The 12,832-nt window shown below is 40.3% G+C and carries 9 protein-coding genes; 7 read left to right on the forward strand and 2 right to left on the reverse strand.

Features of this window, described 5'->3' with window-relative positions:
• Nucleotides 1–70: 70 nt before the first annotated feature.
• On the reverse strand, nucleotides 71–883 hold the full coding sequence (locus tag AACZ88_RS19955; protein ID WP_339714311.1) for a polysaccharide deacetylase family protein: 813 nt from the start codon (nucleotides 881–883) through the stop codon (nucleotides 71–73).
• A 305-nt stretch (nucleotides 884–1,188) separates the two neighbouring features.
• The gene (locus AACZ88_RS19960) at nucleotides 1,189–2,469 is read right to left on the reverse strand and encodes a PQQ-dependent sugar dehydrogenase (RefSeq protein WP_339714314.1); all 1,281 of its coding nucleotides are present in this window, start codon (nucleotides 2,467–2,469) and stop codon (nucleotides 1,189–1,191) included.
• A gap of 280 nt (nucleotides 2,470–2,749) precedes the next feature.
• Here AACZ88_RS19960 and AACZ88_RS19965 point away from each other — a divergent pair, with 280 nt between their 5' ends.
• The 7 genes from AACZ88_RS19965 to AACZ88_RS19995 all read left to right on the forward strand — a co-directional run bounded on the left by AACZ88_RS19965 (nucleotide 2,750) and on the right by AACZ88_RS19995 (nucleotide 12,828).
• A complete protein-coding gene (locus AACZ88_RS19965) occupies nucleotides 2,750–3,541 on the forward strand; it encodes an IclR family transcriptional regulator (protein WP_339714317.1) in 792 nt (263 codons plus the stop codon).
• A gap of 569 nt (nucleotides 3,542–4,110) precedes the next feature.
• A complete protein-coding gene (locus tag AACZ88_RS19970; protein WP_339714320.1) occupies nucleotides 4,111–7,296 on the forward strand; it encodes a TonB-dependent receptor in 3,186 nt (1,061 codons plus the stop codon).
• A gap of 18 nt (nucleotides 7,297–7,314) precedes the next feature.
• Nucleotides 7,315–9,063, forward strand: a complete 1,749-nt coding sequence (locus AACZ88_RS19975) for a RagB/SusD family nutrient uptake outer membrane protein (RefSeq protein WP_339714323.1) — start codon at nucleotides 7,315–7,317, stop codon at nucleotides 9,061–9,063.
• The gene (locus AACZ88_RS19980) at nucleotides 9,063–9,203 is read left to right on the forward strand and encodes a hypothetical protein (protein ID WP_339714326.1); all 141 of its coding nucleotides are present in this window, start codon (nucleotides 9,063–9,065) and stop codon (nucleotides 9,201–9,203) included. Before AACZ88_RS19975 ends, AACZ88_RS19980 begins: the two co-directional genes overlap by 1 nt.
• 199 nt (nucleotides 9,204–9,402) lie before the next feature.
• Nucleotides 9,403–10,581, forward strand: coding sequence for a family 43 glycosylhydrolase (locus tag AACZ88_RS19985; RefSeq protein ID WP_339714578.1), 1,179 nt, complete (start codon nucleotides 9,403–9,405; stop codon nucleotides 10,579–10,581).
• A gap of 16 nt (nucleotides 10,582–10,597) precedes the next feature.
• Complete coding sequence (locus tag AACZ88_RS19990; RefSeq protein WP_339714329.1) at nucleotides 10,598–11,614, forward strand: alcohol dehydrogenase catalytic domain-containing protein; 1,017 nt, start codon at nucleotides 10,598–10,600, stop codon at nucleotides 11,612–11,614.
• Nucleotides 11,615–11,625: 11 nt separating this feature from the next.
• Nucleotides 11,626–12,828 carry a family 43 glycosylhydrolase gene (locus tag AACZ88_RS19995; protein ID WP_339714332.1) on the forward strand — a complete coding sequence of 401 codons (1,203 nt, stop codon included), beginning with the start codon at nucleotides 11,626–11,628 and terminating at the stop codon, nucleotides 12,826–12,828.
• Nucleotides 12,829–12,832: the final 4 nt, after the last annotated feature.

Consider the following 12,832-nt stretch of genomic DNA (forward strand, 5'->3'; position numbering starts at 1 on the left):
ATGGTAAACCCTTATGAAATGTTCTAGATTTTGAATGATATTACATATGCTTGTGATACTTGTCTCGATATCATAACCCTCGTTGGGCTTTTACATAGGCTGAAATTTCGCCTAAAGGGGCTGTCCATATTTTATTGGCCGGATCTTTAAGATAGGGCAACAGTTTCTTCAACATGGCTACTTCTGTTGTCTGTCGGTTTTTCACCCCGATGTCATGACCGGCCAGTACAAGCCATAGGCCGGCACCTCTAGCACTCTCGATAAGTTCTAAAATTTGGTCGAAGTTTTTACCATCCATCTCAACACCTGTCAATTGTGCCATGTCGCAATAAGTAGGGTCGTTGGGTGATTCGTCTAACCAGGTTCTTCCCGAAGAAAATTGATTATGGATAACGGGCACATAACTTTTAGTATTTGCACCGCGTCCAACAAAAGTTTGTCCGCAAGGATAGGCAAATTCGGTAGGGGTAACGCCCAACAGTTTTTGAATACTATCGTTTGCCTGCGCCAATTCTGACTGCATTTTTTCCAGGGTGTATTCCTCGAGTGCAATATCACGGGCCCATAAGAAATTTCCTGAACAGGGATGTCTTAAGGAGTGATTTCCAATTTCATGGCCGCTGGCCACCGCTTTGCGCCAACCTTTCAGTTCTTCGTTGATCGCAGCAGGAACTACATAAAAGGTCGCTTTGACCCCATGGGCATCTAAAATGGGCGTTCCCACGGTTACCTGACTGCTCCGGCCATCGTCCCAAGTGAGACTAACCGCCATGGTGTTTCCATCTGGCCATTGAAAAGACGGTGTCTTTTGTGCACATAAAAAAGGGCAGTAAAGAAGTGCCAAAATGAAAGATATTAATAACGGTTTTACTATGTTTTTCATGAATATCAGTTTTGTGGGGTAGCTTAAAATTACTCCAATAAAAAGTGGTTGGACGTCACTAATATAATGGATAATCTTGATGAATCATAATACTTTTTTTTAGTGAACGATGGCGTTTTATTGTGAATGAATAGTTCTGGGAAACCATTTAAAGAAGTTTCTTGACTAAGCGCTAATTTTTTATTCAATCTCTTAAAATGAATGAGCCGAATAGTACATCTATTCGGCTCAAAACCATCTTAGCTTTTCTTATTTTAAGAATTGCTTGTATGCGCTAAGTGACGCTCAAAGGGTGGACTTCAGAATCAATGTGTAATCTTAAAAATAGAACCGCCCAAATCGTCACAGACATAAAGCTCTCCGTCGGGGCCTTGGGCCAAACCACACGGGCGATGTTGCACTGGCCCGGTCGGGTTGGCCAAATCAATGCCAGCAAAATTGTCGGCAAAAATTTCCCAGTCACCGCTAGGTTTTCCGTTCTTAAAAGGAACAAAGGCTACAAAATATCCTTTTTTAAGTTCTGGTGATTGGCCGTGAAAAGCGACGAAGGCACCGTTCTTGTATTTTTCAGGAAACATATTCCCAGTATAGAATAATAGGTCGTTGGGGGCTAAATGTGCAGGAAATGCCATTACGGGATCGATGGCATCTTCCCGCCCGGTTTTTTGTCCGTCACCGCCAAATTCAGGTGCAAGTATCTTTGCTTTCTTGAAATGATCGTAATAAACTTGTGGCCAGCCAGCATCATCGTTTTCGTGTATTTCGTACAAAGTTTCGGCAGGTAATTCTGCACTATTTTTTGCCGTATAGTATTGCGGGAATAAGTCATGGAAACCACCACGCCCATGAACAGCGGCAAACAAAGAATTGGTGTTAAAATTCCAAGCTGTGGCAACAGCATTCTTTATACCAGTGGCATAACGGTTTCCGTCTGAAAAGGTTTGGTTTAGCTTATTGGCTTCGAATGTCCAGATGCCTCCGGCAGAATCTAAAATAGTAGAAGGCACTATAGCTTTTCCCGAGCCTTCTTCGCGGCCTGAATCGTTCCAAGACCCGATGGTGACATAAATATTGGAATCGTCATCCATCACGAACGATTTTGCATTGTCGCGACCATGGTCTGCCAATCCATCAACAATTTTTTCGGGCTTGTCGGTATCAATAACTTCGCCATCCCCATCTAGTTTATAGCGAAAGATTCCTGAATTGGAAGAAGCGTACAAAAATCCTTTATGAAACAAGATACCGGTGCCGGGCAAATCGCCAAAAGTTTGGGTTTCACCTACTTTTCCTTCTTGGCTAATGTCTTTTAACGCTATAATTGCCTTTCCATCTTTTAATTTTGAACGATTCACATAAATATCCCCATTATTTGAAACGGTCATATGTCTTAGGTTACCCAGCTCTTGGGCGACCATTTGCACGGAAAAACCGTCGGGGACCTGAATGTTTGTATCATTTTGTATGGCTTGTGTTTTTTCCGGTGCTGTTTTTTTGGTCTCGGACTTACATTGACTCAGAAATAGGCCCAATAAAGCGACCGCCACCAATGTTGGTAAACTGTGGTTCGAAGAGAAGCGTTTCATATAATAATTTAAAGGTTTGATTAGCGGCTAAAGTTACTACATCGAACTTAGTTGACCGAGAAAAAATATAAAACAAGACCGTGGTCCCTATAAACTGATATGTTTTATGCTTTTTTCGCTTAGAATTTTTGATATCATATGTCATTGGTCTGCCCATGACGGTCGCAGTGTGTAAATATCATAACTACAAGTATTTTATTGTTTTAACTATAGGGTGGTGGCATTGTAGCTGTTTAGGTTTCATAAATAGTATTATTTTAGCTGCGATAGACTGATACGTATGAAAAAAACAAAGGAAGATTTAAAATCAACATATAATGTTCCCAATTTGGAAAGGGGGTTGTCCATTATTGAGTTATTAGCTACAAAAACTAAGGGTTTGACCTTGGCCGAGATAACAGAAAGTCTATCCATTACCAAATCAAGTGCGTTTCGTATTGTGAGTACATTGATATTTAAAAATTATTTGCAGAAAAATGAGACCACTAAAAAAATAACACTTTCTAGAAAAATGCTGACGCTGGGCATTTCATCAATGAACGAGCAGAGTTTGGTCGAAATTTCCATTGATGTGATGAGGGCGCTTCGTGATGAATTGAAGGAATCGGTTATGCTAGGGGTTATTCTAGGGTCGACGGGTACTATTCTTGAACAGGTACCGTCTTCTTATCCGGTAAAATTGTTTGTCGAACCTGGTACACAGTTTTTCTTGCACAGTTCGGTCGGGGGTAAATGCATTTTAGCAAATCTTCCAGAAGGGGAGACCTATGAAATATTAAAAGGAAAGACATTGGCACGATTTACCGAGAATACCATCGTTTCAAAAAGGGAGTTTAAGAACGTGCTGGGAGAGGTTAAGAAAAAGGGGTATGCGGTCGACAATAGCGAAGATATAGAAGGGATAAATTGCGTTGGGGCGCCTATTTTTAATGAATACGGTTATCCCGTTGCAGCACTTTGGATTACAGCGCCCTATGGTAGACTACCAATTTCCGAATTCGATCGCAAAGGAAAGATTGTGGCCAAATATGCGAGGGAAATCTCGGCTAAATTGGGATTTTTGACACAATAGAAAACTTCTTTTTCCCTTTAAATTAAATCACACAAAACAAATCTTTTTTGTAGAGGCAAATATAAAAATCAAGGTCACGGCAATGCGTTTTTTAATGCCGATCTTCCGCTGGCCTTGTTTCGCTTCCGGAACAAAATCCATAAAAATTACATTTCATCCTTAACGATAAATCCGGTTGCTCGGCAACGAGACTGCAATTGATTTAGGTAGCTAAAAATGCAGTTATACCTTCATTCTCCCCTTTGTTTGCGGCATTCTTCCTAATAACGACAAAAATCGCCGAAGTGTCATATTAATTAATTCAAAGCATTGATTTAAAGAATTTTATAAAAAATATAGGTTCATAATGCCGATATGTGAATATTTTTTTTACTTTTGGTTCAAATATGAAACTAGTTTCATATTTGAACCATTTATTTTTGATGATGCATTGCTTTTGTTTTTTACGAAGTAGGTTAATTAAGATTTAGAGATGCCTTTACCGTAGGTTTTTAATACCGTCAAAATGGTTCTATGTTTTTTAAAATAAGAATAGCTATAGCAACTCACTTAACTTAAAACCAATGAAAATGAAATTTTTAGAATTTTTAAAAATGGGAGTTTTTCTTGCCATTTTCATCTTGTTTTCGAGCCATGCCCGGTCTCAAGACGTAATAACAGGAACCGTTTCTGACGAACAAGGCCCTATTCCTGGGGCGAATATTGTGGTTCAGGGAACGACTAACGGTGTAACAACCGATTTTGACGGAAACTTTAGTATCGAAGCATACCCAACAGATATACTTATAGTTTCTTATCTCGGGTATGCCACCCAAAACATCAAAGTAGGCGACCGAACCACGATTAATGTCAGTCTACTGACCGATCAGCAGCAACTAGATGAAGTTGTAGTAATCGGTTATGGTACGCGAAGTAAAGGTACTTTGACCAGTGCGGTTGCCACGGTTGATGAGAACTATCTTGAACAGCAGCCGGTATCTAACGTGAGTAAGGCTCTTCAGGGGAGTGCTTCCGGGGTGACTACCATAAGTGCGTCTACTCCTGGCGGCGATGCCGAGGTGCGTATACGGGGTATGGGCACGATCAACAATAACGGTCCGCTTTGGGTAGTCGATGGGGTGCAAGGGGCACAAGCACCTCCGCCGGGACAAATTGAATCCATACAAATCTTAAAAGATGCATCTTCTACGGCAATTTATGGGGCTAGGGGTGCTAATGGGGTTATTTTGGTTACGACTAAAACTGGTAAAAAGAATCAGGCCGTAAAGTTGGATGTTAGCCTAAAGTCCGGTATGAGTTTTTCTGATGCCAAGTATGATATAATGACAGATCCCCAATTGATAGGGGAGATGCTGTGGTTAGAATTAGCGAACGATGGACTACCACAAAGTAATACGCATTATGGAAGTGGTACAACACCCGTACTTAATGAATATTTGTTTCCGAACGGGGGGGCTTCCGGCAATGCCAATGTTCACCCGTCACTATATGATCAACAAGATTACCCCATAACTAAATCAAACCCTCAAGGAACTAATTGGTTAGATGAAATATATCAGCACGGTTTAATCCAAAATTATGACTTGTCATTGACGGGAGGCTCTGACAAAACCTCCTATTCTTTTCAGGCAGGCTTTCTGGAAGAAAATGGTATACTTAAGAATACGTCATTTAATAGAATTTCTTTTCGGTCTAACGTCGATTCCAATCCTTTTGAATGGTTGAATATTGGTCAGCGTTTGGGTGTTACATACGGAGAAACCAAAGGTTGGGGCGGAAACAATTCGCACAACAACTTATTTAACCAACTCTATTTAGCTAGTCCATTGATTCCTGTTAGGGATGTTGCCGGAAACTGGGCTGGAAATGTTGTTGGTGGTGGTAATATTAATGATGGCCCTAATCCTGTAGGTTTTTTGGATAGACTTAAAAATAATAGTAATAAAAAATACAATATTACCGGAAATATTTATGCCGCGATTGATCCCGTTAAAAATATAACAATCAAAACTTTGCTAGGTTATGATGTGGATTTGTTCAATAATTTTTCACCTTCCTTTGCTGTTTGGGAACAAGCAACCGGTGCCAAATCCACAACGCTTAATGAAAGTAGTGCGAATCAAACACGTTGGAACTGGACAAATACATTTAACTATAAAAATACATTTGGAGAAGACCATAGCGTAGATTTTCTTTTTGGTATGGAATCTTCAAGAATAGCATATAGAACTATTTCTGCTTCTAGACAGGATTACCTTTCCAATAATATTAATTTTTTAGTGTTGGACGCAGGTGCTAGTAACCAATTGAATAATGGTAGTGGATTTGCCTCCACATTGTTTTCTTATTTTTCTAGAATCAATTACGACTATGCGAAGAAATACATTTTAGACCTTACGGTAAGACGTGATGGGTCATCTCGTTTTGGTGCAGAAGATCGATATGGAATTTTTCCAGCTGCATCTTTAGGTTGGGTGGTGTCAAGAGAAAATTTCTTAAATGGTGCTGAAGATTGGCTTAGCTATCTAAAATTTAGGGCAAGTTGGGGGCAATCCGGTAATGATCAAATCGGGAATTATAACAGTTATACGACGTATGAGTCTAACCCTGGATCATCGTATTATGCAATTGGTGGATCAGATAATACGATTACTCAAGGATATCAATCTAAAGCATTTGGTAATCCGAACGCTAAATGGGAAACTACTACTTCTACAAATATTGCTTTTGATGCAACTTTGTTTAGAAAGTTGGATTTATCTGTAGATTTTTGGAAAAAGGACACTAAAGATATGTTGTTTCCCGTAGCTATCCCTCAGGTTGTGGGTGACGTAGAGGAGCCTTCAGTGAATATAGGGTCGATGTCTAATAAAGGGGTAGATATATCACTTTCGTACCGTACTTCTGCTTTGGATGATTGGTTTACACTTGATATGTCAACCACATTTACAGCTTATAAAAATGAGGTGACCAGTCTCTCTTCAAATGAGAATGAATTTTTGCAAGGGTTTCCTACACGTCAGCAGATTTATACAAGAACAGAAGCAGGTCGCTCATTTCCTGAGTATTTCGGTTACGTTGTGGATGGCATTTTTCAAACCCAAGCAGAAGCGGATGCACATGCTACTAATGGCGCTTATAATGAACCGGGTCATTTGAAAATTAGAGATGTTAATGGCGATGGGGAAATTACACCGGAAGATCGTACTTATATTGGTAATCCACATCCAGATTTTACAGCAGGTTTTCGTTTGGGTATGGGGTTTGGCAATGTTGATGTTTCGGCAACACTTTATGCAAGTGTGGGAAATGATTTGGCAAATTACACCAGTAGATTTACAAGGTACGGCTTGTTTAATGGTCCGAATTCACCAGATAGATTGTACAATTCTTGGGGAAGCCCATATTTATTAGTTGATAATAATAACGCTATTTTACCTAAAGCGTCTACCTCCACCTCTTTTGAGCAAAACGCTTCTACAGATTATATAGAGGATGGTTCTTTTTTAAGAGTTCAAAATTTACAGATAGGTTATACTTTTCCTAATGGTTTAGTAGAAGATTTGCACCTTAAACATTTACAATTGTACGTGATTGGTTCTAATCTATTCACATTTACCAAATACTCAGGTTTAGATCCTGAAATTAGTGCTAAGAGAGAAAATGGAGTACCTCAAGAAATCGATAGGGGAGTTGATGTGGGCACATGGCCAATATCCAAACAAATCATGTTGGGGTTAAACATTGCTTTATAATTTTAAAAAATAGAAAAGATGAAAAATAAATTTTTCGCAAATAGTTTTGCCATCTCAATTTTAATTTTAATTACCTCTTGTAGTGAAGATTTTCTAGAGGAGAGTCCCGTGGGAACAGTTAACGAGTTAACATTGGTTAGTGAGGAAGGGGTAAATGGGTTACTTATAGGGGCATACTCGTTGATTGATGGGTACTCTAGTAATGGTAGTCCTAATGGTGGTACGGGAGAAGCCTCTGGAACCAATTGGATTTGGGGAGACGTTCCTTCTGATGATATGCATAGAGGTGACACCAATGGTGGTTGGTCACAAATCAATGATATTGAAAGGTATGAAGTAAGGTCTGATAATGAATGGTTAAGTGGTGCTTGGGGTATTAATTTCGATGGAGTAGCGCGCGCTAATGATGTTCTACGTGTTTTAGGAACGGCTGGAGAAGTAATATCGGCTGAAAAGTCTGACCAAATTGAAGCCGAAGCTAAATTTTTACGGGCATGGTTTCATTTTCAACTAAGAATTAAATTTGAAAAAGTTCCGTATATAACCGAAGATGTCGATCCGGTTTTGGTTAAAAATGATCGGGAAATTTGGGACGATATTGAAAATGATCTTCAATTTGGGATTGATCATCTGAATCCCGCACCATCTGAAGTCGGTAGGGCATCTCAGTGGGCAGCAATGGCGTTAAAAGCACGAGTTCATTTGTTTCAGAGCGAATTTTCTAAAGCGAAACCGCTTTTAGATAATATTATAGAAAATGGTCCTTTTCAGCTAGAACCTCATTTTTATAATAATTTTGATGAAGAGCACCAAAATAATGGAGAAAGTATTTTTGAAATTCAATATTCCGTAAATGACGGAGCAGGTGTAGCGAATTCGGGTGTTGATCACCAGACTTTGTATCCAAATGTTGAAGGGCTTGGGTATTCCTATAGTGCCCCTACTTTTGACCTGTTCAATGCATACAAGGTAGAAGACAATGGTCTTCCGTTGTTAGATGATTTTCAGAATGACCTTCTTTTAGAGGATTACCAAATTTCAGATACGGAAGAATTTACTCCAACCAGCCATTTATTAGACCCTAGGGTTGATTGGACTATTGGAAGAAGAGGTATCCCATTTTTAGATTGGGGACCAATGAGTGGAAGCGATTGGATGTCAGATCAATTGAACATGGGGCCTTTCATGAATAAGAAGAACATGTTTTATAAGCGTAATAGAGGTATAATCTCTACGGAGTCTGGTTATTGGGCACCAGGTGTAAACGGAAACAATTTCAGGTTGCTTAGACTTGGTCATGTTTTATTATGGAGAGCAGAGGTGGCGGTAGAGGAAAATGATTTGCCTACAGCTCTGGCATTGGTAAATCAAATAAGACAGCGAGCAGCTGATGATATTGTTATGGGCAAAGTAGCCAATACTTCTTTTAAAGAAGGTGATCCTATCGTAGTAGACGAGTCACAACCCGCTGCAAATTATAAATTAGGCCTCTACGATTCTTTTCCTAGTGTAGCATATGCACGAATGGCTGTAAGACACGAAATGAGATTGGAATTCGCACTTGAAGGAATGCGTTTTTATGACTTGGTAAGATGGGGAATTGCTGAAACAACCTTGAATACTTATCTGGCGAGTGAATTAAGCGATAATAAATTGCCGTGGTTGTCGGGTAGTTCTTTTACCCCGGGTAAAAACAATTATTGGCCAATTCCACAGGTACAATTGGATCTTCAGCCAGAAATCTTGACACAAAACTCATCATTTTGATGAAATTGAGTAAAACGAGTACAGAAATAAGAAAGGTCTCTTGGGTATTTAAGCTGAAGACAGAGGAGATTAAAATTTCCCTCGATAAAATAGTATTTATAGAAAGAAGTGATAAATATGAAGAATTGGCAATACTGTAGTTGTTCTAAGTGACTTTATATGTGCAATGACTGAGTGTTGTGTGGTCAAGTTCAACAATCCGTAGCATTATTTCTTATTTTGTATGTGGAAATAAAGTTTAGAATATTTGAAAATGTTTATCGATGTATATGTTTAAAATAAATAAAACAACAAATGAAAAACCATGTCTTATGGATTACATTGTGCGCAATAGCACTGATGGCCTCCTGTAATTCCTCAACCCAGCTGAAAGAAGAAGCAACCGGTACACATGGGGAAAAAATAGAAATTACTCCTGAACAAATCGATCATTTAGGTATAACCGATGTAAATCATTTGAGCACGGCCTCGAAGAGAGCCTTGAAATGGCCTATGGATTTAGGTAACGAATGGTTTATACAATTTGGCCCACTTCAACCTCTAAAAGGAGATTTGGCTTATGAAGAAGGAGTGGTTCGCCGTGATCCTAGTGCTATAATTAAAGAGAATGGCAAATATTATGTATGGTATACCAAAAGTACCGGGCCGACACAGGGTTTTGGCGGTGATATTGAAACAGAAAAGGTGTTTCCCTGGGATCGCTGCGATATCTGGTATGCAACATCTGAAGACGGATGGACATGGAAAGAAGAAGGGCCGGCCGTAAAAAGAGGTGAAAAAGGCGCCTACGATGATCGTTCTGTATTTACAGTAGAAATCATGAAATGGGAAGACAAGTATTACCTCTGCTACCAAACGGTGAAATCGCCATATAATGTCCGGGTAAAGAATCAAGTGGGCCTCGCTTGGGCCAACTCCCCTGATGGACCATGGACAAAAAGTGAAGAGCCAATTTTAAGTCCTGCCGACAATGGTGTTTGGAAGGGCGAAGAACAGAATAGGTTTCTAGTGGAAAAAAAGGGCGACTTTGATAGTCATAAAGTGCATGACCCTTGCATCTTGCCGTATAAAGGAAAATTTTATCTGTATTACAAAGGGGAGCAAATGGGCGAGCAAATTACTTTTGGGGGAAGGCAAATCCGACATGGTGTCGCTATTGCCGATAATCCTCAAGGACCCTATATCAAATCTCCTTATAATCCGATCAGCAATAGTGGCCATGAAATTTGTGTTTGGCCATACGACGGTGGTGTCGCCTCTTTGATTACAACGGATGGGCCCGAGAAAAACACCATTCAATGGGCACCAGATGGTATCAATTTTGAAATTATGTCGGTTATTCCGGGAGTCAATGCGCACGCTATTGGTTTGAACCGTTCGGCCGATGTTGAAAAAGAGCCCACAGAGATTTTAAGATGGGGATTGACACATATCTACAATAATGGCGATTACCAGAGCATTATGCGTTTTTCTTCCGAAAGAAAAACACGACATGTCGCTAAAGGAGAAAAAAAATAACAGGAAAATTAATTCAATGAAAGCAACTGTTTATCAAGGGGATAAAACCTTTTCGGTCATCGAAAAGGAAATTGAGGCACCTGAAAAAGGTGATGTAAGAATCAAGGTGGCCTATACAGGCGTCTGTGGTACCGATGTGCATATTTATCATGGTATGATGGACAAACGGGTAAAAATGCCTTTGACCATCGGTCATGAAATGTCAGGGGTTATTGATGCCGTCGGTGAAGGTGTTACTAACTATAAGATAGGGGACAAGGTAGTTGTTCGGCCGCTCGATGATCGTTTGGTAAAGCCTTCTGACAAAGGGTTTAATCACATTTGTGAAAATCTGAAATTTATTGGCATTGATAGCCCAGGTTCCATGCAGCAATATTGGAACGTACCCGCATTTGTACTCCATAAACTAAAGGATGAAACCGATTTAAAATTGGCCGCTTTGATCGAACCGCTATCCGTAGCCACGCACGATGTTCGCAGAAGTGGGTTGGTAGCCGGAGAAACCGCCGTGGTTCTTGGGGGAGGCCCAATAGGTCTTTTAGTCGCAATGGTCGCTAAAGAAGTTGGTGCGCATGTTATCGTATCGGAAGTAAATGAAAAGCGAATAGCAAAGGCAAAATCATTGGGGCTGCACGCGGTAAACCCTGTGAAGGTAGATTTGGTCGAGTATGTAAAAGAGCAGACCGATAATCGTCGGGCAGATGTTGTTTTCGAAGTTGCGGGAGTTCAAGCTGCCTTAGACGTAATGTGCGAGGTAGCTGGAATTCGTGGTAGAATTGTAATGGTGGCCATCCACGGCCAAAAGAAAGAAGTCGATTTGTTTAAGTTCTTTTGGAAAGAACTTAGTTTAATAGGGGCACGGGTCTATGAAAAGGAAGATTATGAGAAATCTATTGCACTCATAACGGCCAATGAATTGCCGTTTGAAGAGATGATTACCGATGTACAGCCTTTAAGCAACATTCAGCAGGTCTTCGAAAATATTGATAACAATCCCGATGGAATGAAAGTGCTTATGGACTGCCAATTGTAATAATGATCCATATGAAAAATCTAGTTTTAACGGCTGTTTTTATAGCCGTATCGCTAACAGCATGTAAAAAAGTTCCGTCCGAAAATCACGAAGTAGAAGCAAAGAACGGCGTAAATGCTACTTCCGCGAATGTCGAGATCGTGAAAAAACTCGGTATCACCAATATAGATAGTCTAAGTGCGGCGTCAAAAAGAGCCTTGGCAATGGGGTATGATGCTGGACCGGAATGGTGGACGAGCTTCCGGCAGTCCGATTTGAAAGGAGTTTTCGCATTTGAGAAAGGGGTTGTTCGACGCGATCCAAGTGCTGTAATTAAAGTGGCCGATGTCTACTATGTGTACTATACTAAAAGTGTTGGCGATTCTTACGGTTTTCATACTGGAGACCCTGAAAAAAAGGTTTTCCCTTGGGATAAATCAGAAATTTGGTGCGCCAGTTCTGCCGATGGCGAAACATGGAAAGATGAAGGATTGGCCGTAGGTCGCGGGGATGAAGGTTCGTATGACGATCGGGCAGTATTCACGCCCGAAGTATTGGCGCATGAAGGAAAGTATTATTTGGTATATCAAACCGTTAAAGCACCCTATGTTAATCGAGTGAAAAACGAAGTAGGAATGTCCATTGCGGATACTCCTTTGGGCCCTTGGAAAAAATTGGACACCCCTATATTGAAACCCGCGGATAATGGAAAATGGTCGGGAGACGAAGACAACCGGTTTAAGGTATCCGAAAAAGGAGACTTCGATAGCCAAAAAGTGCACGATCCATGTTTGATGTTCTTCAACAACAAATTTTACCTCTATTACAAAGGGGAACGTATGGGTGAAGAACATTTTTTAGGGGGTCGTGAAATTAAATGGGGTGTGGCCATTGCAGAAAAACCGGAAGGTCCGTATAAAAAGTCACCTTTTAATCCAGTTACCAATAGCGGTCATGAAGTTTGCGTTTGGCCTTATAATGGCGGAATGGCTGCAATGTTGACTTCTGATGGCCCAGAGAACAATACCATACAATGGTCATCTGACGGAATTAATTTTGAAATAAAATCACACATTGGGGGCAGAGCCAAACCCCCACATGCGGCAGGTGTCGTGCGTTCGTTGAATCATGAAAAAAGTCCTCTTGCAGCCTTGAAATGGGGCTTGTGTTTTGATCACAAAGAGGGCTGGGACTATATTAAAAAGTTCACAACGTATGTGAAAAACGCAGACTGAAACT

Source organism: uncultured Kriegella sp., assembly GCF_963975415.1.
GTDB lineage: Bacteria > Bacteroidota > Bacteroidia > Flavobacteriales > Flavobacteriaceae > Kriegella.

What these genes read in the sequence shown, in the direction of transcription:
- AACZ88_RS19955 (WP_339714311.1), bottom strand. Translation starts at nt 883, where the DNA reads ATGAAAAACATAGTAAAACCGTTATTAATATCTTTCATTTTGGCACTT.
- AACZ88_RS19960 (WP_339714314.1), bottom strand. Translation starts at nt 2,469, where the DNA reads ATGAAACGCTTCTCTTCGAACCACAGTTTACCAACATTGGTGGCGGTC.
- AACZ88_RS19965 (WP_339714317.1), top strand. Translation starts at nt 2,750, where the DNA reads ATGAAAAAAACAAAGGAAGATTTAAAATCAACATATAATGTTCCCAAT.
- AACZ88_RS19970 (WP_339714320.1), top strand. Translation starts at nt 4,111, where the DNA reads ATGAAATTTTTAGAATTTTTAAAAATGGGAGTTTTTCTTGCCATTTTC.
- AACZ88_RS19975 (WP_339714323.1), top strand. Translation starts at nt 7,315, where the DNA reads ATGAAAAATAAATTTTTCGCAAATAGTTTTGCCATCTCAATTTTAATT.
- AACZ88_RS19980 (WP_339714326.1), top strand. Translation starts at nt 9,063, where the DNA reads ATGAAATTGAGTAAAACGAGTACAGAAATAAGAAAGGTCTCTTGGGTA.
- AACZ88_RS19985 (WP_339714578.1), top strand. Translation starts at nt 9,403, where the DNA reads ATGGCCTCCTGTAATTCCTCAACCCAGCTGAAAGAAGAAGCAACCGGT.
- AACZ88_RS19990 (WP_339714329.1), top strand. Translation starts at nt 10,598, where the DNA reads ATGAAAGCAACTGTTTATCAAGGGGATAAAACCTTTTCGGTCATCGAA.
- AACZ88_RS19995 (WP_339714332.1), top strand. Translation starts at nt 11,626, where the DNA reads ATGAAAAATCTAGTTTTAACGGCTGTTTTTATAGCCGTATCGCTAACA.